Origin of the sequence: Streptomyces sp. NPDC102279, from assembly GCF_044766365.1 — a bacterium.
GTDB lineage: Bacteria > Actinomycetota > Actinomycetes > Streptomycetales > Streptomycetaceae > Streptomyces.
Genome location: NZ_JBIWLU010000019.1, coordinates 107,785 through 129,809, shown reverse-complemented (window position 1 = coordinate 129,809; position 22,025 = coordinate 107,785). Strand labels below are relative to the sequence as shown.

The window sequence follows — 22,025 nt, the reverse complement described above, 5'->3', positions numbered from 1 at the left end:
ACGCCCCGTTACGGCTTGACACGTCCTTCCGAGATCGTGCGAACGCTCACGCCGCTTCCGTGCAAGTACGGGATGAGACCGCCGCCCCGGCGGCTTCGGACAGGAGATTCCATGGATCCGGACGAGGATCTGCTGGTTCGCGCGGCACGTGAGCCGGCGGCATTCGAGCCCCTGGTCGATCGGCATTCCGTCGCCCTGCACGGCTATCTCGTACGCCGTGCGCCGACAGCCGCCGACGACCTGCTTTCCGAGGTGTGGCTGCAGGCCTATGCCACCCGCCACACCTACGACGTCGCACGTGGCTCCGCCAGAGGCTGGCTGTTCGGCGTCGCCAGGAACGTACTGGCCCGTCACTGGCAGACCGTGTCGCGGGCGACCGGCGCTTCGCAGCCGGCGTCGGAGGTCTCGGATGGCGACCCGTGGCAGGCGGTCGATCAGCGACTGGACGCTGCCGCGATGGGGCCCGAGCTGCGCAACGGGCTCGCCCGGCTTCCCGAGGCGGAGCGCGAGTTGCTCCTGCTCGTGGCCTGGGAGCAACTGACGCCGACCGAGGCCGCGGTCGTCGTCGGCATCCCCGCCGGCACCGCACGTTCCCGCCTCCATCGGGCCCGCACCCGACTGCGCGTCGCACTGTCCGGGACCACTCTCACGAACCTGACGGGAGACTTCGCATGACGCACAAGGACCAGGACACTCACGTGCTCGACTTCCCGGGCGCCACTGCCCTCCAAAACGCCGGCCGTACCGAACCGCCCGACGCGGCGGTGCTGGCGACGGCCCGCTCGCTCCTCCGCCAGGCGATCGCGGCGGACGCCGGGCATGCCGTTCCCGCCACCGCGGCAGCCACCGTCGTGGTGACGCCCCGCTTCGGCAGGCGCCGGCTCGCCGCCTGCGCCGCCGCGGTCGCAGCCGTCGCCGCCGGTGTGGCCGTCCTCCCCGTCGTCGGCGTCGGCAGTAGGCCGGCGGCCACTGCCTCGGCGGCCGATCTCTTCAACTCCATGGCCGACCGGGCTGCTTCCGGGAGCCAACGGAGCGCCCCGTACTGGAAGACCACTGTCAAAACCTGGGTGGAAGGCGACAGGACCCACACCGACGACTACTACCTGAGCCGCAACAAGCTCGTCATCAAGACCCAGAACGGCCGCACCGTCACCAAGAAGGCTCCGCCGGGCGGCACGAGCTGGAGTGTCGGCAACCGTCAGGTGAGCTGGGACAACCTCGACAAACTCCCCACCCGGCCGGACGCACTGCGTCGTGCCCTGTCCTCGGGCGCGCAGGGAGCAGCCGCCGCCGAGCAGACCGTCCGGCAGTCGGGCGAACTGCTGACCGACTCACCCGCATCTCCGCGACTGCGAGCCGCCCTCTACCGCGTTCTGGCAGGCACGCCCGGTGCCCGGGTCACGGAGGGTGTGAAGGACGGAGCCGGCCGGATCGGCGCTCAGATCTCCTGGAAGTGGTCCAAGAGCTTCGCGCACAGTGCCCACAATCCGAACTGGATCGTGAGGCCGTCCGATGGTCAGCTCCTCGAGCGCAACAACGTGCGGGAAGACGACGCGGGCCACATCACCGAACGGGACACGTACCTGTATGCCGGGCCGGCCGACAGCGTCCGCTGAGCCGTCGAGGGGGCACCGCCGTGCCGGTCCTTCCCGACCCCAACGCCAGCGCCTGAGGGAAAAACTCCCACTGGATCCTGGTGTGCAGGACGAAGAAGTTCCCGCCCCGGTCCTCCTTGATAGCGTCTGCGACGTGGGTGGTCCCTCGAACTGCGGACCCCTGACTCCAGGGAGGGCCGGTGGCGGTGACGTTCTCCTACCAGAACGCCGGTGCGCCGGACCTCCACAGACGCGGCATGCGGCCTGCGACTGCATCTCTGGAAACACTGCTCGTTGACATCGAGGCCGACCTGGTCATCCGGGACGGTGACGGCGTGGTGTGGTCCGAGATGATGTTTCCCGTGGCCGAGTTGGCGCGCGCCCTGGCGGACTGGGTGCACCAACCGGACGGCGAGCGGGGTGACTTCGAGTTCGAGTCGATGTCCTACTCAGAGGTCGGCGCGGTGCGGATTGAGGAATCTGCCGGGGGCTGGCGAGTCGGTTCCGTCTTCCTGACGGACACGGACACGTGGGCCTCGCCGGTTGGCTGGCACTCTCTCGTGGCGGAGATCAGACATTTCGTGGCCGCGGTTCGTGAGGACGTGGCGGATATCGGCGTCGATCCCGGTCTGGTTCCTGCACTCTGAGAGGGTGTCAAGTCCGCTTCTGGAAGTGGACTTGTCCGGGTTGAGTCAGGCCGGGCCCGGGGCCGGATATTCGGTGTTCTGCCCACCCCACGAGGACGCAAGATGGGGCGCATGACTTTGACCACTCCCTTGTTGCGCACCGCACGCTTGCGACTGCGGCCCTTCACCGACGCCGACGCGGACCTCCTCTTCGCGCTTCACAGCAGCACTCGTGTGATGCGGTACTGGGACTCCGCGCCGTGGAACGAACAGGCTCGCGCTGAGCGCTTCATCGCGATGTGCGGGAAGATGGCGGACGACGGTACTGGGGCGCGGGTGGCCATCGACCGTGCTTCCGACGGGGCCTTCGTCGGCTGGTGCGGTCTGACCCGATGGGACCCGGACTACCGCAGCGCGTCGTTGGGCTACGTCCTCGACGATGCGATGTGGGGCCACGGCTACGCGACGGAAGCCGCGCATGCCTTGCTGCAGTGGGCATTCGAGACACTGGACCTGAACCGAGTTCAAGCCGAGGCCGATACGCGCAACGTGGCATCTGCCCGGGTGCTGGAGAAGATCGGATTCGTGCGGGAAGGGACGTTGCGGGAAGACTGCGTCGTGAACGGCGAGGTGTCCGACTCGTGGGTGTTCGGTCTGCTCAGACGAGAGTGGCGGCCGTCGACGATGCCGATCCCAGCCCTTTAGGGGGTTACAGCGGCCTCTGGTAGAGGCCGCGTCCGGGTTGGGCGAGGAAGCCTTGGCGGGTGAGGCGTCCGAGACGAGCGCGAGTGACATTGACCGATGCATCGTGGGTGGGCATGCCGAGGAGTTCATGTAGTTCACGAGCTCGGAGCTCCTGGTCGGGTGCTGGTGGATCGAGTGATCACGAACCGAGGAAGATCGGACTTAACGTCGACTGAGGTATCACCCAGAGGTGCACAGCGTGCGGGCACATGCAACTGAGGACCTGGAAGGTCCAGTAGTCGGGCGAGGCGGACGCCCCTGCCTCGGGCGGGCCGCATCACTTGGGTCGCCCGCCCCGGTGTTTCCCCTACCTTCGGCGGCGCCCCGGGGTGCTGGGACACGACTTCCATCGTCAGCATCCCTGCGACGCGCGCTCGCTCTCCAGGCGCGAGAAGCCGAAGGACTGTCGCCTGGACTGGCGGCCGTTCGACAGAGACCCTCGCAATTCGCTGCCGCCCACCTCGTCAGCTCGCGGTGGCCCCGGAATCACACTTTTTGAGAGAGCACCTCTGCGGGCGCGGTCAATGTGGCGCGCTCCAGTCTGCGGAGGAGCTGCCAGACGACCACGATCGAGAGGATGGCGGCACAGACGTCGAGAGCATCGCTGAACATGATCCGGCGCAGCGCATGGCGAGCCTCGTAGGCGGTCACTGCATCCTTCAGCGCTTTGGGAGCATCGCTATATGCGTTCGTGCCGGCGACAAGGACGGCCAGCCACCATGCTGTCAGCAGGGGATGTCCGCGACGACGCTGCGATTGTGGCCTGCTGGCGGCCCACAAGTCATTGATGAACATCTTCGGGACGACCAGCTGGGCCACCGGTATGACCCAGCCGAAGACGAGCCATGCCCTGCGCCGCCGCTGGCCCTCGCGCCAGAGCACATCGGCGACGTCGCGCAGGTTGGCGAGCCAGATGCTGAATTGGAAAAGGGCTGCGATGAGCAGGCCTGTTTGCCAGCCCATCAAGTTCCTGAAGTACGTGTCGACCTCAACCCGCGGGTTATCGACGTAGGGGCCCGAGGCCAGCGGTCCGGCCAGAAGCTGGTACTTGTGCCACGCCGCGACGCCGGCCGCAGTAGTTACCAACGCGAATGCGGCGAGCACGACGGAGGCAAACCGAGCCTGTCCCCGCGGCAATCCGACTGCTCCACCCACTGCACGCCCCCTGGAAGCCGCCTGTTCGGAGTTTCCGCAGGTCGGCAGCGGATCATAACCCCCAGGGAACCTGACGCCACAGAGCGTCGGCAGGTCGAGATCGCGACGGTGCGCCGTCCACGATGCGGGGAAGGGGTCAGTCCGTTTCCTCGGTGAAGAACGCAGGGGTCGACTACGTAGGGGAGTGGTCAGGGGGAGGGGGGTGGGGAACGGCAACGAGCATCGCGCCAAGGGAGGACCGGTCGCGGCCGGACGAGCAGGACGGTGAAGGCCTACCCATCCCGGTTGCGCACCGGAAGTGAAATCGACGACCCTCACGTCGACTTCACTCGTGAATCGGGCCGGCTTCAGTCGAGACCGCGATGAGCGGCCCACAACACCCCGGCACGGCTGGCGGCGTTGGCGATCAAGTCCGCAAACTCGGGCCGGTCGGGGACGGGAAACGATACGTACGCGCCCCGCCCTCCGGCGACTGGTCGACCATAAGCCTTTGCGGCGAGACGACCGTCCGGGAGGAGCCGTACGTTGAGCGTCGTCAGCGTGAACGCCTCACCGCGCCGAGTGTCCGTCCAGCGAAGCGCCTCCGGGATCGTGACGTTGATCGCCAGAGCACTCACTTCCAGATCACCGCTCATGGACGGATGATCTCATGCGAGTGGTCGCAGGCAGCCTGTCCAGCGCCTGGGCGTCGCGCCACGTTCTGCGCTGCAGGGACGGCAGACCGAGCGCCATGGAACCAGGAGCGAAATCCGCTTGCCGTGCACAGCTGCGGTCACCCGAGAATGGCTCGCATGATCAGTGCCTGGACCGTCTCCCCTGAAGCCTCCGACTCCTCCGTCGCACTCGCCCTGTGGCGCGCGTACTACACAGAGGTCAGCGACCGCTGGTTCCAGGTGCACGAAGGACGGGATACCCCGGTCGACGAATTGGAGCGCGAGGTCGTCGCATCAAACGACCACGTCACGCTCGCGCCTCCTGCGGGGATGCTCCTAGTCGGTCGATACGGGGGCGCTCCCGCGGGCACCGCCGGTGTGCACCTCCTGAACGGCAACGGCAACGGCAACGGCAACGGCAACGCCCACGGCGCGGCACAGGCTGAGCCGACGGAACTGGCCGCCGAGCTCAAGCGGGTCTTCGTACTCAAGGAAGCGCGTGGCACCGGTGGCGGCCCGGCCCTCCTCACGGCCGCTGAAGATGCGGCGCGGGCGCTCGGTGCCCACATCATGCTGCTCGACACTCGCAGCGACCTGACGGAGGCGTGGTCGCTGTACGAGCGCAACGGCTACGAGCGGACCGTGCCACACAATCACGAGCCGTACGCGGAGCGTTGGTATCGCAAGCGCCTGTGAGCGCCCTTGAGTCCGAGTGCCGGCCCGGAACCCATCCATTGGGCGGCAAAGCTGCGGTGTGCGACGCGGAGTCCTTCGTGGGGAGATCAGAAGGTGCGGGGGAGTTCGGCCTCGCACCCGCGGCGACGTCCTGACATGCCGTTGTTCGGCCGTTTCAGCGGTCTGCGGTCCTCCAGGGGCTGTGGGCAGTGAGCTGGGTGTAGCCGTCGGTGCTGCGGTGGAGCTGCAGGGTGCCCGAGATCGGATTCTCAGGGCCGGTGCAGCGCGGTGTGGAGTGGGCCGGCGCGGGGTGCCAGGCGGGCTGGGCGGGGAAGACCGGCGGTACGTAGTCCGTGAGGGCCAGCGTGACGCCATCCATATCCGCGTCCAGTATCAGTTGGTAGAACGGCGCAGCCGTATGCAGCTGGATGTATTGAGAGGAGGCACGGGCTGCCACGACGAGGGCGTGCACCACCTGGGCGGGGGCTCCGACGGTGGCGAGGGCCGCGCGGAGCATGTGTTCCATCGCTGTCGTGCTGTCCGAAGTGGTGGGCAATTCGAAGCGCAGAGCCATGCTCCCCCCGGCACCGGGCGCGGAGCCCGGAGCGTGCCGGTGATCGGTCTGTGTCAGCGTTGCCTGCTGGACGCTGTGTCCCATCGTGTCCTCCCGGCGTTCGTCGATCGCGCGCGGTATGCGTGGCCGGGACAGAAAGACATCCTGCGGCACGGGCCGTGTGTGTGACAGACCGGGGACTGGGGACCTGGTGTTCAGCTTACGCCGCCCACGGTGTGGCGGAATGGGACGGATGCCGCTGCCGTCCGGACCTGGGCGAGGCACGGCACGGCCGTGCCCTGCGGGAACGTCCTCAGGCCCCAGAAACCATCACCAGGGCCGGCGGCACTGGAGGGCCTGCGGCCTCGGGTGCCGGTTCCGTCCTGTCGCACCGAAAGGAGAGCTCCGAGTGAAGGATGAGCACGAACGATCCCGTGCTCCGGAGGAGTTGCCCGCACCAGCGCGCCCGAACTCACCAGACTCTCCAGCTTCCGATGAGACAGCGTGTCGACGATCCAGCGTTCGAGCGGGGAGGCGAGGTGGATGCCGGCGGGCGCCGAACGGGATCACGCTGCCTCCCGGGCTCGCCGACGGTCGGTCGGTGGGGAGAAGCGTGAATCCGAGAAGACGCAGCCTCATTCATTGCTCGGCACATCCACAGTGCGTCACAGCGCGAGAACTCATCGTGTCCCGTTCCGTGCTCTGCGTGGCCATGTTCTTCGACGGCTTCATCACCGGTCCCGACGACGGCCCCCAGAACGGCCTCGGCACTGCGCCTCGACGGCTGTCACGAAGCCCTGATCGTCCGGCCTCCACGTCGACCGCACGTGAGCCAGATGGCGCGGGCGGTCGTCGGTCGAGCTGTGCCGGGCAGTGCTCCTACCCGGAATTGTGGCTTCCATCACGGCGGATGTGATCTTGTTCTGGTGAGATCGCCGGATGCTCGGTTTCCTCATCCGTCTCCTGCCGTTCTGGGTCCGCGAGCCCCTGCTCATCGCGGTCGGGTCGGTTTTCGGGGTACGCATCATGTATCTCGCAGTAAGCGAGCACAATCGGGTCGCGGCCGGTATCGGCCTGGTGTTCCTCGTGGCCACCGCCGTGCGCGTTTTCGTGGTGATCCGGGCCCTGCGCGCCCGTCGGCACCCGAGTCCCGCGGCCTCCGTCGGCGGGGCGGCAGCCGACGTTACCGCCCAGCCACAGCCCCAGCGCCAGCTTGGGCACCAGCCCCACCCCCAACTAGGGCACCAGCCCCAGCCTCTTCTCGGGCACCAACTCGGGCACCAGTCCCAGCCCCTGCCCGAGGGCGGAAACGGGCCGCGCCCCAGGCCGGGCACTCCGGAGAAGAAGCACAACGCATGGGGCCAGGCCTTCGCGGCGGTGGCGGTGTTCGGGGCGATCGCGGCCGTGCTGTGGCTGTCCCCGCGCTTCGTGCCGTCCGGGAACAACACGCCACAGCCCGCGTCGTGTTCGGACGAGACTCACGAGGCGCTTCCCAAGGCATACAAGAACACACCCAAGGCCGTGACCGGCGAGGAGCTGTGCAACGCCCTCAACCGGCCGGACCTGGCCAAGCTTCTTGGGACGCCTGGAGAGACCGCGACCACTGTCTCCGGTACCAACGGCACCGCTCCTCTGACGGACGGGAAGGTCGCCCAACCGGAGGCCGAGGTCAGGTTCGACACGTACACCGTGAATGTCTCGGCCACGTACAACGACCTGTCGACCGAGCAGTACGTGAAGTTGATGAAATTCGGGAACGAGCAGAACATCAGGACGCTCAAGGTTCTCGGCCGGCCCGCGGTCCTCGCCTCGGACTACACCATGAAGATCGAGATCAATCTCGGGGGCAGCAGCACCGGAGGACCGGTCGAACAAGGGCCCCTGGCCAGGACGCTGTCCGTGGCCCTGGACCGTCACGACCGAGGCGGCTTCTGCGACATCACCGTGTGGAGCACGTCCGGAGCGCTCCCGGACGACAGTGTTCTCCTCGACATCGCCGAGAACGTCCTCCCCAAGATCCCTGAGCCACCGGCCCGTTGAGGTGCCGCGCACATCTCGGCGGGCCGTTCGGATCAGTCGCTCCGGCGGCCAGGGCGCCAGTCCTGTGACGGGATGTGTCTCGCGAACTTGGCTTCCGTGGCGCAGGTGACCGCCCCTCACGACCACACACTTCATGGCAGCCCCGTCCCGGATCCGTCCGGACGGGGCTGCGCTGCCTACCGTATCCCCATGACTACCAGGGCACTTGTCCGTTGTCGTCCTGGAAGGTTCCGCTCGGACCGTCCGCGTCGAGAGTCGCGTAGCGCACGACGACCCTGGCGCTCTCCTGCGGCGTCCTTCCGATCCCGAATGCCGCGGTCAGGTCGGTCGCGGTGGTCCCGGGCTCGACCGCGTTGAACTTGATGCCTGGCTGGGACTTGGCGTACTGAACCGTGAGCATGGTGGCTGCGGACTTGGACGCGGAGTAGATCGCCAACGGGAGGTTGAACTCAGGCCGTTCCGGATTGGTGACCGCCCAGAACGACCCGGCGCTGCTGGAAACGGTGACCACGGTGGGGTTCGAGGACCGGCGCAGCAAGGGAAGCGCCGCTTCCGTGACGCGCACCATGCCCACCGCGTTGGTGTCGAAGGCCCGCAGGGCCGTGGGCCCGTCGACGACTCCGTCCGCCAGGATGCCCGCGTTGTTCACCAGGACGTCGAGCCGGCCCTCAGCCGCGTCGATCGTCGCCAGCGCGGCGTCCACCGATGCGTCGTCCGTCACGTCGAGCTGTACGAAGCGTGCGCCGAGCGTCGCCGCGGCCTTCTCACCTCGTTCGGCGTCACGGGCGCCTATGTAGACGACGTGGCCCAATGCCAGAAGCTGTCGGGCTGTCTCGAAGCCGATGCCCTTGTTGGCGCCAGTGATCAGTGTGATGGTCATGCGTATCCTCACGAGCTGTGCGGCTTGAGCGGCCGTTGGTGTTGTTCGGACGGTTCGTTGAACTGCTGTCGCTGACGTCGGAGGTCAGCCGGTCAGCTGCCGGAGAAGTTCGCCGGCGTCGTGCAGCGCGGTCATGTGCACGAACCGTCCGCCGCGAACCTGGTAGATGGCGTACTCGGTGATCTCGAACGAGGCAGCGCCGGTGGGAGTCACGCCAAGCCATGTCTTGGCCGGGGTACCGGTGTTGACCAGGCGCGCCGCCAGACGGTCCCCGTCGAAGAGCAGTTCCCGGAGCTCCCAGTGCAGGTCCGGGACCGCGTCGACGTCCTGCTGCTGCACCGCGATGAGGTCGTCCCGGGTGGCCGGCTCACCGTTGAGGGTGGTCCGGTCGTCGATGAACTCGTCCATGCCGTCGAACTTGTGGGCGTTGAGCGCCTCGATGTAGCGCAGGTAGAACGCGCGCAGATCGCTGTCGGACATGTAGGTGACCCTTCTGTGGAGCAACTCCGTATCGGAGCCGCGAGGGATGGAGAGGAGGCGAGACGCTCACCACGGCGTTGCCGCGCCGACCATCGCCGAGGGTGAGATCCGCCGGTCGGAGTCAGTCACTTCCGACCGACGCGCAGCGCTCTCGTCAGGTTGGCCAACAATTCGTCGCGGGTCTGATGCGCCAGCTCGGTCCAGGCGGGTTGACCAGGAGCAGTGCGCCAGGACTCGCTCAGCGGACTGTTGTCCACGGTGTCGAATCCGAACCGGTCGTACAGCCGGGTCACGAGTGCGACGGCTTCCGGGGCATCACTCGAGGTCGGTAGTGCCAGCCGGTCGGGGACGCCGGCGGGACGGCCCGCGGTGGTGATGCGGGGAGCTTGGATGTGAGTGAACGCCTGGACGACCCGTGAAGCCGGGAGGTGCTCCTGGCGCAGTTCGAGCACTGTCTTCTCACCGGAGTCGATGACATCGAAGTGGCCGTCGCGCCAGGGCATGTAGTTGTTCGTGTCCAGCACGATCTTGTCTGCGAGCTCTTCGACCGGCAGGTCGTTGACGGCCTTGAGGGGTACGGCCACGACGGCGAAATCGCCGGCGGCCGCGGCATCCGCAGCGTGTGCGGCGCGCGCTGACGGGCCGAGCTCAGCGACGAGTTCTTCCAGAGTCTCGGGTCCCCGCGAGTTGGCGATGACGACTTCGTATCCGTGGGCCACTGCCGCACGGGCGACCTGGCTGCCGACCTCGCCCGCGCCGATGATCCCGATGGTTGTCATGGGTGGTCGCGCCTCTCAGATCTGGTTCAGGCCGCCGTCGACGTACAGGCTCGAACCGGTGACGAAGCTGCTCTGCCCGGACGCGAGGAAGGCAACGGCTGCGGCGATCTCGTCGGGGCGTCCGAGCCGGCCCAGTGGCACACGCGTCGCCAGTTGCTCCTTGAACCGTTCCGGGGCAGGGGTGAGCGCCGACAGCGCGGGCGTGTCGGTCGGGCCGGGCGTGATGGTGTTGACCCTGATGCCGCGTCCCTTGAGTTCGTTGGCCCAGGTCCGGGCGAGCGACCGGGTCGCTGCCTTGGTCGCCGCGTACACGCCGAGCCCCTCATCGCCGACGTCCACGTTGGTGGAGCCGTTCAAGATGACCGACGCGCCGTCGTTGAGCAGTGGCAGCGCCTTTTGGACGGTGAACAGGGTGCCCCGGACGTTGATGCCGAAGAGGGTGTCGAAGTGCTCTTCGGTGACCTGCTCCAGTGGCACGAGCGAGGCGATGGAGGCATTCGCGAACAGGACGTCCAGGCCCCGCCCCCGGCTGCGGATCGTGTCGTAGAGCCGGTCGAGGTCGGCCAGATTCGAGATGTCGCCGGTCACCGCGGTGGCAGCTTCACCGATCACCTCTACAGCCGCGTCGAGTTCGGTCTTGCGACGGCCGGTGACGAACACGTGCGCGCCTTCGGCGGCCAGCCGGACGGCACTGGCCAGGCCGATTCCGGTGCTGCCCCCGGTCACGAGAGCGGTCTTGCCCTCAAGCAGTCCCATGTGGGTACCTCCCTCAATTTCTGCAGCGATCGCTGCAGAACTCGAACGTTAGCACTTCCGTAGCGATCGCTGCGGAAGCGGTAGAGTGGGGGAGTGGAGACGAAACAGAACGGCCCCATCGGCCGACCGCGAGGATTCGACACCGACGAAGCTCTCGAGCGCGCCATGCTCGTCTTCTGGAAGCACGGCTACGAGGGAGCCAGCACGGCCACCCTGACCAGTGCGATGGGCATCTCCACCACCAGCATGTACGCAGCTTTCGGCAACAAGGAGAAGCTGTTCCGCAAGGCCCTCGAGCGTTACACCGAAGGCCCGAGCGCCTACCTGGCCCGAGCCCTGGAGGAGCCGACCGCCCTCGGCGTCGCCGCCGCAATCCTGGCCGGCACCATCCGAACCACCACCCGCCCGGCCAACCCCAACGGATGCCTCGGCGTTCAAAGTGCCCTGACCACCAGCGACGCAGGGCAGGAAGTCCGCGACCTCCTCATCGCCTGGCGCAACGACGGCTACTCCCGCATCCGAGAGCGGTTCCAGCGCGCCGTCGACGACGGCGACCTGCCTGAGCAGATCGACCCGGGACTCCTGGCCCGCTACCTCACCACCTTCGGCTACGGCATCGCCGTACAAGCAGCGAGCGGCGTCGGCCGGGATGAGCTCCAGGAGATGGCGGACGCGGCGCTGCGGAGTTGGCCGCTCTCCTGAGGCCCACCGGCCGTGTGCCGTGGCCGGGGCGGCCCCAGGCAGTGCCTGCATCGCAGGTGAAGGGTCCCGCTGGTGTAAGCGTCACGGGCAGTCGGGCCGGAGGCGATCCGGCCGAACCACCCGCTCCTTCGAGGCTCGCCGACATGCCCGCACAAGGTGAGACTGCCCTGCAGCCCACCGAGACGGGGCAGGCAGCGCTCGCTCATCTCATCCGAGAGGCGAAGACGACGGCACCTCGTAGCGCACGAGCGCCCTCGCGAAGGACTCGCCGCTGCGCCGGGCGTACGTCATCCGCTCGCGTACCTCACTCAAGGTGCGGGGCCGGTAGCCGGGACCGCCGCAGCAGCTCTTGTGGAAGCGGACGCCGGCGTGCAGCAGCACGGACAGCGTCCGCCAGGCTGCGGTGTCCCGACGGCGGGGTGTGGCGAATGCTGAGCCCACGTGGATGAGCGGCTGCGTGCAGCGCGGGCAGATTCGCTGCCTGTGCCTGTCGTAGGGCTGCTTGTAGGAGGCCCGGCAGGGCAGACAGACGTACGAGGTCCTTGCGTGGGCCATGTCAGCAGAGTAGGCGTCGCCCAAGCCGAACTCGACGGGATTTCGGCCCCGTGGGTGTCAGCAGCTCAACTCGTCGGACGGACCTGGTTCGCCGGCCCCCCTGCGCCCGTCACCGGCCCGTTTCCAGCTCGTGGTCGAACCAGATCCGATGGGTGCCGTCGGCGTCGACGGCCATTCCTCCAGCACCGCGGATCCCGGCCAGTTCACCTGTCCCGCTCGCGGGAACGATGGTGAAGAACTCCGCCGTCCGGTCGGTACCCGTCGTGGTCGCCGAGTGAGCGAAGTTGAAGGTTCCGGTCCTGCCGCGCAGCGAGCCTTCGAAGGACTCCATGGCCACATAGGTACCCACGCCGGTCGACTGGTCGAACGCGGCGGTGAACAGGGTTGCCGAGAGGCCGGTGACCTCACCTTCGAAATGCTTCTCCATCGTCGCGACACCCACCGGGAGCGCGGTGGAAACAGCGGGGTTCGGTTGCAGCTCGGTCGGGACGAATGCCTTGACGGTGAACGTTCCTGAAGCTCTCATGCGGCGACCGTATCGGTCCGCTCTGACACCCGTCCCCGCAGCAGAGCTCACTTGCGGAAGCGCGCCGTCACCGGGGGATTTCCTGTCGCCGCTGGGTGGCCCGCTCCATGAGCCGGATGGTCATGACTTCGAGGCTCCCGTCTCGTCCGACCGCACGCTGTCGTGGCCCTTCTGCCGCTGACGTTCCGCACGCTGCTGGACGAGTTCCTCGACGGCGCTGGGCAAGGTCGTCTCGAAGTCGATCAGCTTTGCCCACGTCGGTGTCATCACGATGCGGACCATGCCGTCGTAGAGCGAGCGAACCTCGGCCTCCCACTCGACCCGTTGGTCGGCCGTCATCTCGTAGGAGCCGTTGATCTCGAGGTACTCCTCGGGAATGCCGTCGACCTCGTCGAGTTCAACGGTGCCGCGCACGAGGAGGATGGTGGGCGGGTGCGCCTCGGTGTCGATCGTCATGGCGACGGTCGGGTTCTGACGGAGCGAGGCCAGTTTCGGGGCGTTCCTCGACGTGCACATCACGGCCTGCTCGCCGTTCCAGGCGAACGCGATCGGGATGCTCCGCGGGGTCCCGTCCTTGGCCACGTAGGCCAGACGACAGAGGTCACGAGCCAGCATTTCCTGGCTCAGCGGGCGGTTGAGGATCTCGGCGATCCGGTCGTTCGTCATCCTGAGCTCCTGAGGGTTGAGCGGCCACGGGGGTCCTTCTGCTCCTGGGACGGAGCCGTCGCACCGTTCTCGACATCCCTGCCGAAGGCCGTCTCGCAGCGCGGAGAGGGCCTGTCCGGCGGCGGGGGAGCGGATGCGGGGACGGAGAACGATGACGGCCGTGACACTGGCGGCCGAAATGGCAGCGCTGTGCACCGGCGCGCAGAGCGTTCGGGCGGGAGACGACTGTCCCCTCCCGCGGGCAGAGCCACCCGGTGCTGGCGCGTCGTGGTGGTGTACGGCTCGGCACACGCCTGCGCACGGTGCCCCGACTGCCGTCGCGCAAGGAGCAGATGCCGGAAGCCGGACTGACCCGCGCCGACTTGGACCACAACGGTTGCACGAGCCGGCGAGGTGCGACCCGGCAGGAGGAGACCGGGTCGGCCGGACGGCCGAGGCGGCCACCCGATGGCGCGGGAAGCCTTCCGGGCACCGTCAGCGGGCGGGAGCTGTGAGGAGGCCCAGGAACTTCGGCCTGGTATGTCGTAGGTGGCCAGTAGCCTCGGGCGTCATGGGCATTGAGATCGATGTAGTGGTGGGTTACCCGACCGACGATGAGATGGAGACGGTGCTCGGGTTGGCCGACGCGGTGGGCGAGCCCGTCACTGTCACGTTCCTGTGGGAGGGGCGTGAGGAGGCGGAACGTGCGGTACTGGTGCCCGCCGCGACGCTGGCGCTCTGGGAGCACTGGGCCCCCACCGCCTGTTCGACGAGCGGCGTCGGGGGCGAGAGCGGGGCTGTCGCGCAGGAGTCGGAACTGGCCCATCCAGCGGAGTTCGGCGCGTTCACGCTCTTTCGCCGTCGCGTAGGAGGGCGCACGGCGGTCGCTCGCAAAGGCGTGGTGGTCGCCGAGTTGCTGGACCCCGACGAGGCGCGCCGGTTGCAGGAGAGCGCCCGCGATGTCCGCCAGGGCTTCATGGATCCGAAGCAGCGGGCTGCGTTCGAGGAGTTCCTTGCCCGTCAGACATCCCTCGATGAGGAGTGACGCGCCGACTCGCCCTTCGAGGCCTCGCAGTTGGTCAGCGGGCTCGGTCAGCTGAGGATCGGGATGAGGCCCAGGGCGAAGACCAAGTAGAAGCCCGCCGCGACCGTGAGGCGCGCCGGAGTGAGTTTGTGGCCTCGCATGGTCACCAGGAGATAGACGATCGCCGCCATGGTGATCAGCCCGGACCACAGCAGCGCCGCGTCGAAATCCCAGCGCGTGAACAGCAGACCGAGCCCGGACGGCACGGTGGCCTGGATCATCATGGCGCCGGAGATGTTCGCCAACGCGAGCTGTGTCTTGCCCTGGCGCACCCAGATCACCGCGTTCATGATTTCCGGCAGCTCCGTCGCGACGGGAGACAGCAACAGCGCGGTCACGGCTGCCGACAGGCCCAGCATCGGGCCGATCGCGTCCAGTTGCTTCACGAACAGCTGCGAGGCGAAGAAGATGACCACCAGGGTCAGAGCGGTCTGTGCAGCCACCGCCCAGGTACTGGGCGAAGGGGCCTTCGGCTGGAACTTCAGCGGCTCCAGCTCCGGGCCCTCGTCCCCTTCGTCGTCACCGCCGCGGATCTCCTGCCAGAAGTAGACGGCGTAGGCCGCGAAGAAGAGCAGGCCCAGCACCGGCTTGAACGCGAAGGCGACCAGCCCGAGAGCCACCTTCACGGCGAAGATCGGCAGGAACCACTTCTGGTCCTTCGCCAGCCGCTTCATGTCCGCGGCGCTGCCCAGCGCCTCCTCGCCCTTCGCACCGGCAGGAGCCACGTCCAACTCGGTGCCGGCAGAGATGCGTTCCCTGCGGCGTTTGCGCATCAACATCGCCCCGGTCACACCGTAGGCGATCGTGGACAGCGCCAGGGGCCCGCCCATCGCCGCGCCGACGCCGATGTCCTTGGCCTCGTCGGTGGCGCCGGTGGTCACGGCCACGAGGGTGACCACCGACTCCGGCAGCGCGGTCCCGAAAGCGGCGAGGATCGTGCCGACGGCCATCTTCCCGACGTTCAGCCGTTCACCCAGCCACTCCACGGCGTTGACGAACCACTCACAGGAGAGGTAGATCGCCACCGCACAGACGATCAGCAGTACGAAATGGATCACAGGTCTCGCTCAGCCTTCCCGCGCGGCGGGAGTACCGAGAACGACCGCGAATTGGGGACAGCGGCCGCTTCGACCCCGCCGACACGCTTGCACGTTGCCGACGAAGGGCCGAAGGTCTCGCCCGCCCGTATCTTCACCCGACACGCGCCTGGCCAACGGGACCCGAAGACGCCAGTGTGTCGCCGCAGCCGCAGCCGCAGCCGCAGCCGCAGCCGCAGCCGCAGCCGCAGCCGGTCCCGGCGCCATCACGTCAACCGTCGGCCGAGATCCGTCCGCGATCCGCAGAGGCGCACTCGCTGTCCCCTGCCGGCGGGCCTCCGTGCGGACCGACCAGGGCAACCGGCGGCTCCCATGGCGCATGCGCGGGTGAGGCGACGGTGTGTCGGGTGGCGTTCCTCGTGGAGGACAGCCACCCGACACCCCGGTACAGGCCGGTCGCACAGCAGCGTACGAGCTGCCCGATGCCGTGAGCTCAGGCGAGGTACTGCCCGGTCTCCAGGTCTTCGAGGAGGCTCGGACGGGTGGGCTGCCAGTCGAACTTCTCGCGGGTGACGGCGCTGGAGGCCGGCTGGTCCAGGGCGAAGATGGTGCCGAGGAATCCGAAGCTCTCCGGCGGCACGGCGTTGACGGTCAGGCCGAGGCGGCGCCCGATGATCTCAGCCATGGAGAGCATGGTGTCGCCCTCGTCGGCGACCGCGTGCGCGACCGTCCCGGGCGAGGCGTTCTCCAGGACCAGGCGGAAGAGCCGGGCTGTGTCGAGGCGGTGCACGGCCGGCCAGCGCTGGGTGCCGTCGCCGACGAAGCCGGACACTCCGGTGCGCTGGGCGGTCGCGACGAGGAAGGACGCGAATCCGAAGCGGCCGTCCGCCGCGTGGACGGACCGTGGCAGGCGCACGGTCGCGGAGCGCACGCCCTCCTGCGCCAGGTCGAGCACCGCCTGGGCGTTGCGGCCGCGACCGCCCATCGGGCCGTCAGTGGCCATCGGGTCGTCCTCGGTCGATGGGCGGCCGGGAACGATGGGGGTGCCGGAGGCGACGACGAACGGCTTGCCGCTGCCCTTGAGCGCGGAGCCGAACGTCTCGATGGCCACGGCCTCTTCGGAAATGGACTTCTCGATGTTCGTGAAGTCGTTGTTGAAGGCGAGGTGAATGACACCGTCCGCCTGTTCGGCGCCGGCACGCAGACTTTCGGGATCCGTGAGGTCGCCGCGCACAGCGGTGGCACCGGCGGCCGTGACGGCCTGGGCCGAGGTCTCGGAGCGGACCAGGGCGAGGACCTCGTGCCCGGCGGACAGAAGCTCGGGAAGTACCGCGGAGCCGATTCCGCCGCTGGCACCGGTGAGGAAGACACGCATGGGAGATCTCCACATGTGATGGGACGTTGGTCCCATCACTGTACAGCGTGATGCGACCAACGTCCCATTGCTAAGATCGCGACATGCCTCGATGGGAACCTGACGCGCGCGAACGGTTTGTCACTGCCGCACTCCAGCTCTTCTCCGAGCAGGGCTACGACAACACGACCGTCGTGGAGATCGCCCAACGCGCCGGGCTCACCAAGAGCACCTTCCACCGGCACTTCCCGGACAAGAGGGATGTCCTCGCGGCCGGCCAGGAGACGCTGTCACGGCTGCTGGCCGAGGGCATCGCCGCAGCACCCGCTCAGGCCACCCCTCTGTCCGCGGTCGCCTCGGGACTGGAACGGGCGGCGGGGGCGATGACATCGTTCAACCGCGAACTCGCTCCCCGGCTCCACGCCGTCATCGCGACCAGCGCCGAACTCCAGGAACGCGACCAGCTCAAGCAGGTCGGCGTGGCCGCCGCCATGGCGGATGCGTTGCGGGCCCGGGGCGTACCCGACTTGGTGGCCGCCCTGGGCGCCGAGGTGGGCATGCTCGCCTTCAAAGAGGCGTTCGCCGCATGGGTCGCCCCCGACAACGAGCAGGGACTCGGCGAACTGTCCCGAACGGCCCTGGACCGGCTCCGCGCGGCGCTCACCGAACTCGGCTGACCCTGACCCTGCCCTCGCCGCGTCCATCGGCAGAGCCCGTCCTCAGCTGACGCTCAGAAGTCCCGCAAAGCGCTACGGAAGACGGTGCCGCACCCGCGCGGGGAGTATCGCAGTTCTGCGGGGTCCGCGTCCGGCCCGTGCGCTGACGGGCCCGCCGGGTCAACGTCTGCGAGCGGGCGCAACGGGCGGGGCGCAGTAGGCGGGCCGTCAGTGCGACGAATGGACCGCGGAGCGCGTCTGCACAATTCCTTCGACGCCGTGCAAGAACGTCTCGACAATCAGCTCGGGGTCGAAGAGGCAGCCGGCCGCCATGGCTCCGTCTCTCAGCATGGCGAAGTGCCGGCCCGCCGCCTCGGCGGGCGTGTCACCGACCTGCGCCAGCAAGTCTGTGACGGTGTCGAGGAACCATTGCCGGTGCGCGAGGACGGCCTGGTGGATCGGGTGCGCGGGGTCGGGATACTCGGCCACCGCGTTGAGGAAGGCGCAGCCGCGGAAGCCCGTCGACTGAATGCCTTCGGCGATGGAGCGGCCGACGGCGCGCACCTTGTCGTCCGCGGACGGGCTGCTTTCCGCGGCAGCCGAAATCTGGGCCCTGATGCCTTGGTCGGCCTGGTCGAGGTAGGCGAGGACGAGGTCTTCCTTGCCCGCGAAGTGCCGGTACAGCGTGGCCCGGGTGACCTGAGCTTCCTCGATGATGCGGTCGATGCCGACGGAGTGGATCCCCTCCGAGTAGAAGATCTTGATCGCCGTCCCGAGCAGCCTCGACCGGGCCTCGGACGGGCCTCCACCTTTTGTGCTCCGACTCATGCCGCCCACCCTATCAATCGCGAGGGAGAACGTTCGGTCTTGACAAGGGCGGCGTTTCTCACAACCATGGAAAGAGACCGAACGTTCTCCCTCGATGAGGTGCGCGGGCGCCGTCACGCCCCCAAGTCCAACTGGTCCGCGCCCCGTCCGAGGACCAGTACTCACAGAAGCCGGATCCGTCATGGACACGCTTGTCGTCAACGCTCCCACCAGCGTCACCGCAGCCCTGCGCAGGCTGTACCTCCTGCGCTTCGCGTTCGCCGCCGTCTGGGCCGGCCTGCTCTTCACAACGGCCGACACCCTGGGCCCGATCAGCGTCACGCTCCTGGTGCTCTATCCCCTGTTCGACGCGGCCTGCGCAGTCGTCGACCTACGCTCCGCCCGGGCCGACGGCGGCCCGGTAAGGGGGTTGTACGTGAACCTTGCGCTCAGCGCGCTGACCGGCGTCGCCCTTGCCGTCGCCGCTGCATCCGGTATCCAGGCCGTCCTGCAGGTCTGGGGTATCTGGGCCATCACCGCAGGCATCACCCAGGTCGCCGTGGGCGTGGTCCGGCGTCGACTGGGCGGGCAAGGGGCGATGATCGCGAGCGGCAGCATCTCCACCCTCGCCGGTGCGTCCTTCGTCGCCCAGGCGAGCAAGGACGGCGCCACACTCACCAATATCGCGGGCTACGCCCTCCTCGGCGGCATCTTCTTCCTCGTCTCCGCCCTTCGCCTCAAGCCTGCTGGCGAACAGGCCTGAGCCAGGCGGACAGACCTGCCGAACTCCGAGCGGTCGCCGGCGCGTCTGCGGCGAGGCGTGAAATTCTGGCCCTACCTGGCCCTGCCTGACCTTTGCGGGTGGGGCCAACAGCCTTTCTGCGTAGCGCACTTCAGGTTCTGGAAACCCGTCAGGCGCCTTGCCTGTGAGCCGGCACGGCCGCTGCGGACGGGCGGCTCGTGGATACGGCACCGTCCGGGTCGACAGTGAACCACCTGCCATCGAGTCCGGCAGCGACGGCAGGTCCGCCGCTCATTGCGCCTCGCGGTTCTGCGTAGCGCGGAGGGTGCGGCTGCGGCCTCTGAACTCGGCGATGACTTCATCGCCGCGGCGGATGGTCACGTCGTAGATGCCGCTGCGGCCGAACCGGGTGCGTTCCGCCGCGGTGGCCACCAGGACATCGCCCTCATACGCGGGGGCGATGAAGTCGATGTCGGCCGCCGCGGCGACCGTCACGGGTCCGTGCGTGTTGCAGGCGCAGGCGAAGGCCGTATCGGCGAAGAGGAACAGGTAGCCGCCGTGGGCGATCTTGTGCCCGTTGACCATGGCCGGGGTCACGGCCATCCGGACCGCGGCCGTCCCCTCGCCGTACTGCATCAGCTCGATGCCGAGCCGTCGTGATGCCTCGTCCGCGGCGAACATGGCCTCGACCGGACTCGGTGCCGAGCCTGGCACTTGGGTCGTCATCTCCACCACCTTGCGTACCGACCGAACATTCGGTTTCCATGGGACATGGTCAACCTAGGCTCGCCAGGCCACTGCCTGTCAAGGGGTGGATCGCGTGCCGACGAACCCTGACGGCCCCGAGCTTCACGGCACCCGTCTCAGCGTGTGGCCGCGCTACCCGTCCCCCGACGGGGTAGCGGCGGGGCGGTGGAGTCGGCGCCTGCCGCCTGCGAGCCGTGGTCGACTTCGGAGTCCGGGGGAGAGGGGCGCATACGCAGTGCCGTGGGCCTCGTAGTACGAGATGGCGTCGACGGTCGCCCTGGCCATGCTGCCCTCGGCCAAGGCCGCCGGCTGTCCGCTATCAGGGCGAACTTCACGTGGAGTGTCCTGGGCGGACAGGTGAGACCGCGCTACCCGCTCCTACCGTCCTGCTATGAGCGATGTTTCGCAGTTTCAGGTGACCGAGGTGTCGGCCTCCTACTGGCAGGTGACGTTCGCCAATGGGGACCTCAATCTCTACGACGCCGACAGTGTCGAGCAGCTTGCCGATCTGGTGACCCGAATCGAGCAGGCCCCCGAACTCACGGTCGTGGTGTTCCGGAGTGCCAACCCCGACTTCTTCATGGCCCACTGGGACATGCTGTCCGACCAGGCCCGAGTTGCGGGCATGCAACCCGGCCCCACCGGACTGCACCCCTACGCGGACGACTTGGTCCGCCTCAGCCGAGTGCCCGTGGTGACCGTCACCGCGATCAACGGGCGGGCCCGGGGGGCGGGTAGTGAGTTCGTGCTGGCCACCGATATCCGCTTCGCTGGTCCGAACGCCGTCCTGGGCCAGTTCGAGGTGGGGACGGGATCGGTACCCGGCGGCAACCCGATGGGCCGGCTGGCCCGCCTGGTGGGCCGCGGCCGCGCCATGGAGATCCTGCTGGGCGGCGACGACTTCCCGGCCGACCTGGCAGCGGCGTACGGCTACGTCAACCGGGTCCTGCCCGCCGGCGAACTGGAAGACTTCGTCGACACCTTCGCCCGCCGTATCGCCGGCTTCGACAAGGTGGCGGTGGCGGGGATCAAGGAGCTCATCGACGCCAGCGTGCCGATCCCTGACGAGGAGTCCGCCGCCAGCCTCGCGACCTTCTTCCGCACCTCGGGCCGACCGGAGAACACCCACCGGGTGCGCCGGTTGTTCGATCTCGGGCTTCAGCGTCCGGACGGCGTCGAACTCGACCTGGGTCGACAGGTCGCCGAGTCGACCTGAGGGTTTCGGAGGAGGGATGAGTGTCACGGCCGTGTGGCCACCGTCAGTTGATGACGTCAAGCACCGCGGGCCCTGCCGGGAGTTCGGCGGGGCCCGCGGTGCAGAGAGCTGCGGAGGGCAGGGACGACCTGTCCGCGATGCGCGGTAGGCCGGTCTACGTCAGCTGCCGGCGATCCGACGGCCTGGCCTCACCTCAGGTGCCGGGTGAAGAACTGAGCCGCCGCGTCCCCCGCGGACTGGGGGACACCGGTGTGCCCGCCGAGATGGGCGTGCAGGGACTTCTCCTTGGAACCGAAGGCGTCGAACAGGTCCAGGGCCGCCTGCCGGTCGTTCCCCTCGTCGTCCCACTGCAGCAGGACATGCAGAGGAACGGTTACCTGCTGGGCCTCCTCGAACAACGCCCGGGGCACGAAGCTCCCGGCGAACAGAACCGCGGCCGAGATGCGAGGCTCGACCACGGCCAGCCGGATGCCGATGGAGATCACTCCGCCCGAGTACCCGACCGGGCCGCCGATCTCGGGCAGCGAAAGGAGGGCGTCCAGGGCGGCCTGCCATTCGGGGACCGCCTTGTCGACCAGGGGGAGGACGAGAGCGTCCACGATCCCGTCGCTCACCGGCTCGCCGGCCTCCATGGCTCGGCGCAGGTCGGTGCGGGCCTGGTCGATGGCGGGCCAGCGGGGCCTGTCGCCGCTTCCCGGGAGTTCGATGGTTGCCGTGGCGAAGCCGTCCGCCGCGGAGTGCCGGGCCCGGGCCACCAGTCGGGGGTACATCCTGCGCAGCCCGAGGGGAGGGTGGCCGAGCAGAATCAGTGGGGCCGGTTCGGAAGCTGACGCCGATGCGGGCGTCCACAGGATGCCGGGGATCTCGTCGAGGGTGAATTCGCGTTCGAGGACGCCGTCGAGGCGCTGCTCGGAAGTGAAATGCATGGTCATGCCTTTCGGGAGTGCACGTCGGCGCTCCCGGGCGACCTGTCTATCGCCCGACCGTGACCCCGGAGGGGAGCACCCATGTCGATACT

The 22,025-nt window shown here is 68.2% G+C and carries 26 protein-coding genes; 11 read left to right on the top strand and 15 right to left on the bottom strand.

The window, feature by feature from the left end; genetic code table 11:
- The first annotated feature begins 111 nt into the window (after positions 1 to 111).
- The 4 genes from ACIRQH_RS37655 to ACIRQH_RS37640 all read left to right on the top strand — a co-directional run bounded on the left by ACIRQH_RS37655 (position 112) and on the right by ACIRQH_RS37640 (position 2,926).
- Positions 112 to 675 carry an RNA polymerase sigma factor gene (locus ACIRQH_RS37655; protein WP_404229689.1) on the top strand — a complete coding sequence of 188 codons (564 nt, stop codon included), beginning with the start codon at positions 112 to 114 and terminating at the stop codon, positions 673 to 675.
- A complete protein-coding gene (locus ACIRQH_RS37650) occupies positions 672 to 1,616 on the top strand; it encodes a hypothetical protein (RefSeq protein WP_404229686.1) in 945 nt (314 codons plus the stop codon). The genes ACIRQH_RS37655 and ACIRQH_RS37650 overlap by 4 nt, the downstream gene beginning before the upstream one ends.
- 179 nt (positions 1,617 to 1,795) lie before the next feature.
- On the top strand, positions 1,796 to 2,242 hold the full coding sequence (locus ACIRQH_RS37645) for a hypothetical protein (protein WP_358817646.1): 447 nt from the start codon (positions 1,796 to 1,798) through the stop codon (positions 2,240 to 2,242).
- A gap of 111 nt (positions 2,243 to 2,353) precedes the next feature.
- Positions 2,354 to 2,926 carry a GNAT family N-acetyltransferase gene (locus ACIRQH_RS37640; RefSeq protein WP_404229683.1) on the top strand — a complete coding sequence of 191 codons (573 nt, stop codon included), beginning with the start codon at positions 2,354 to 2,356 and terminating at the stop codon, positions 2,924 to 2,926.
- 525 nt (positions 2,927 to 3,451) lie between these two features.
- Here the strand turns inward: ACIRQH_RS37640 and ACIRQH_RS37635 are convergent.
- Positions 3,452 to 4,069 (bottom strand): DUF4328 domain-containing protein, encoded by a 618-nt coding sequence (locus ACIRQH_RS37635; RefSeq protein WP_404229680.1) that lies wholly within the window; start codon positions 4,067 to 4,069, stop codon positions 3,452 to 3,454.
- 398 nt (positions 4,070 to 4,467) lie between these two features.
- Positions 4,468 to 4,755, bottom strand: a complete 288-nt coding sequence (locus ACIRQH_RS37630) for a hypothetical protein (protein WP_404229678.1) — start codon at positions 4,753 to 4,755, stop codon at positions 4,468 to 4,470.
- 147 nt (positions 4,756 to 4,902) lie between these two features.
- Between ACIRQH_RS37630 and ACIRQH_RS37625 the strand changes: the two genes are divergently transcribed.
- A complete protein-coding gene (locus ACIRQH_RS37625) occupies positions 4,903 to 5,469 on the top strand; it encodes a GNAT family N-acetyltransferase (protein WP_388935063.1) in 567 nt (188 codons plus the stop codon).
- Between the two features lie 154 nt (positions 5,470 to 5,623).
- Here ACIRQH_RS37625 and ACIRQH_RS37620 read toward each other — a convergent pair whose 3' ends face one another.
- Positions 5,624 to 5,974, bottom strand: a complete 351-nt coding sequence (locus ACIRQH_RS37620) for a hypothetical protein (protein WP_404229675.1) — start codon at positions 5,972 to 5,974, stop codon at positions 5,624 to 5,626.
- A 966-nt stretch (positions 5,975 to 6,940) separates the two neighbouring features.
- Between ACIRQH_RS37620 and ACIRQH_RS37615 the strand changes: the two genes are divergently transcribed.
- Complete coding sequence (locus tag ACIRQH_RS37615; protein WP_388880917.1) at positions 6,941 to 8,041, top strand: DUF6215 domain-containing protein; 1,101 nt, start codon at positions 6,941 to 6,943, stop codon at positions 8,039 to 8,041.
- Positions 8,042 to 8,234: 193 nt separating this feature from the next.
- On the opposite strand, the gene ACIRQH_RS37610 is transcribed toward ACIRQH_RS37615, so the two are convergent.
- The 4 genes from ACIRQH_RS37610 to ACIRQH_RS37595 form a co-directional block, all read right to left on the bottom strand.
- Entirely contained in the window at positions 8,235 to 8,921 is a 687-nt protein-coding gene (locus ACIRQH_RS37610) for an SDR family NAD(P)-dependent oxidoreductase (RefSeq protein ID WP_404229672.1), read from the bottom strand.
- A gap of 84 nt (positions 8,922 to 9,005) precedes the next feature.
- Entirely contained in the window at positions 9,006 to 9,401 is a 396-nt protein-coding gene (locus tag ACIRQH_RS37605) for an ester cyclase (protein WP_404229670.1), read from the bottom strand.
- A 125-nt stretch (positions 9,402 to 9,526) separates the two neighbouring features.
- Positions 9,527 to 10,180, bottom strand: coding sequence for an NADPH-dependent F420 reductase (locus ACIRQH_RS37600; RefSeq protein WP_388880926.1), 654 nt, complete (start codon positions 10,178 to 10,180; stop codon positions 9,527 to 9,529).
- 15 nt (positions 10,181 to 10,195) lie between these two features.
- Positions 10,196 to 10,936: an SDR family NAD(P)-dependent oxidoreductase gene (locus ACIRQH_RS37595; protein ID WP_404229667.1), complete on the bottom strand. Its 741-nt coding sequence runs from the start codon at positions 10,934 to 10,936 to the stop codon at positions 10,196 to 10,198.
- A 93-nt stretch (positions 10,937 to 11,029) separates the two neighbouring features.
- Here ACIRQH_RS37595 and ACIRQH_RS37590 point away from each other — a divergent pair, with 93 nt between their 5' ends.
- Positions 11,030 to 11,638: a TetR/AcrR family transcriptional regulator gene (locus ACIRQH_RS37590; RefSeq protein ID WP_388880932.1), complete on the top strand. Its 609-nt coding sequence runs from the start codon at positions 11,030 to 11,032 to the stop codon at positions 11,636 to 11,638.
- A 207-nt stretch (positions 11,639 to 11,845) separates the two neighbouring features.
- On the opposite strand, the gene ACIRQH_RS37585 is transcribed toward ACIRQH_RS37590, so the two are convergent.
- The 3 genes from ACIRQH_RS37585 to ACIRQH_RS37575 all read right to left on the bottom strand — a co-directional run bounded on the left by ACIRQH_RS37585 (position 11,846) and on the right by ACIRQH_RS37575 (position 13,385).
- The gene (locus ACIRQH_RS37585) at positions 11,846 to 12,193 is read right to left on the bottom strand and encodes a deoxyxylulose-5-phosphate synthase (protein WP_388880935.1); all 348 of its coding nucleotides are present in this window, start codon (positions 12,191 to 12,193) and stop codon (positions 11,846 to 11,848) included.
- A gap of 109 nt (positions 12,194 to 12,302) precedes the next feature.
- On the bottom strand, positions 12,303 to 12,719 hold the full coding sequence (locus ACIRQH_RS37580; RefSeq protein ID WP_388880938.1) for a DUF3224 domain-containing protein: 417 nt from the start codon (positions 12,717 to 12,719) through the stop codon (positions 12,303 to 12,305).
- Between the two features lie 120 nt (positions 12,720 to 12,839).
- Complete coding sequence (locus ACIRQH_RS37575; RefSeq protein WP_388880941.1) at positions 12,840 to 13,385, bottom strand: pyridoxamine 5'-phosphate oxidase family protein; 546 nt, start codon at positions 13,383 to 13,385, stop codon at positions 12,840 to 12,842.
- Between the two features lie 550 nt (positions 13,386 to 13,935).
- Here ACIRQH_RS37575 and ACIRQH_RS37570 point away from each other — a divergent pair.
- Positions 13,936 to 14,409: a hypothetical protein gene (locus ACIRQH_RS37570; RefSeq protein WP_404229663.1), complete on the top strand. Its 474-nt coding sequence runs from the start codon at positions 13,936 to 13,938 to the stop codon at positions 14,407 to 14,409.
- Positions 14,410 to 14,456: 47 nt separating this feature from the next.
- Here ACIRQH_RS37570 and ACIRQH_RS37565 read toward each other — a convergent pair whose 3' ends face one another.
- Entirely contained in the window at positions 14,457 to 15,506 is a 1,050-nt protein-coding gene (locus ACIRQH_RS37565; RefSeq protein ID WP_358817658.1) for a sodium:calcium antiporter, read from the bottom strand.
- Between the two features lie 472 nt (positions 15,507 to 15,978).
- Positions 15,979 to 16,860, bottom strand: coding sequence for an SDR family oxidoreductase (locus ACIRQH_RS37560; protein ID WP_404229660.1), 882 nt, complete (start codon positions 16,858 to 16,860; stop codon positions 15,979 to 15,981).
- Positions 16,861 to 16,943: 83 nt separating this feature from the next.
- Between ACIRQH_RS37560 and ACIRQH_RS37555 the strand changes: the two genes are divergently transcribed.
- Complete coding sequence (locus tag ACIRQH_RS37555; protein ID WP_388880952.1) at positions 16,944 to 17,516, top strand: TetR/AcrR family transcriptional regulator; 573 nt, start codon at positions 16,944 to 16,946, stop codon at positions 17,514 to 17,516.
- Between the two features lie 207 nt (positions 17,517 to 17,723).
- On the opposite strand, the gene ACIRQH_RS37550 is transcribed toward ACIRQH_RS37555, so the two are convergent.
- On the bottom strand, positions 17,724 to 18,323 hold the full coding sequence (locus ACIRQH_RS37550; protein ID WP_404229657.1) for a TetR/AcrR family transcriptional regulator: 600 nt from the start codon (positions 18,321 to 18,323) through the stop codon (positions 17,724 to 17,726).
- Positions 18,324 to 18,504: 181 nt separating this feature from the next.
- On the opposite strand from ACIRQH_RS37550, the gene ACIRQH_RS37545 reads away from it, so the two are divergent.
- On the top strand, positions 18,505 to 19,065 hold the full coding sequence (locus ACIRQH_RS37545) for a hypothetical protein (RefSeq protein WP_404229654.1): 561 nt from the start codon (positions 18,505 to 18,507) through the stop codon (positions 19,063 to 19,065).
- Between the two features lie 270 nt (positions 19,066 to 19,335).
- On the opposite strand, the gene paaI is transcribed toward ACIRQH_RS37545, so the two are convergent.
- Entirely contained in the window at positions 19,336 to 19,770 is a 435-nt protein-coding gene (paaI, locus tag ACIRQH_RS37540; protein ID WP_404229651.1) for a hydroxyphenylacetyl-CoA thioesterase PaaI, read from the bottom strand.
- Positions 19,771 to 20,182: 412 nt separating this feature from the next.
- On the opposite strand from paaI, the gene ACIRQH_RS37535 reads away from it, so the two are divergent.
- Positions 20,183 to 21,007: an enoyl-CoA hydratase/isomerase family protein gene (locus ACIRQH_RS37535; protein WP_388935058.1), complete on the top strand. Its 825-nt coding sequence runs from the start codon at positions 20,183 to 20,185 to the stop codon at positions 21,005 to 21,007.
- A 188-nt stretch (positions 21,008 to 21,195) separates the two neighbouring features.
- Here ACIRQH_RS37535 and ACIRQH_RS37530 read toward each other — a convergent pair whose 3' ends face one another.
- Positions 21,196 to 21,933, bottom strand: a complete 738-nt coding sequence (locus tag ACIRQH_RS37530) for a dienelactone hydrolase family protein (protein WP_404229648.1) — start codon at positions 21,931 to 21,933, stop codon at positions 21,196 to 21,198.
- Positions 21,934 to 22,025: the final 92 nt, after the last annotated feature.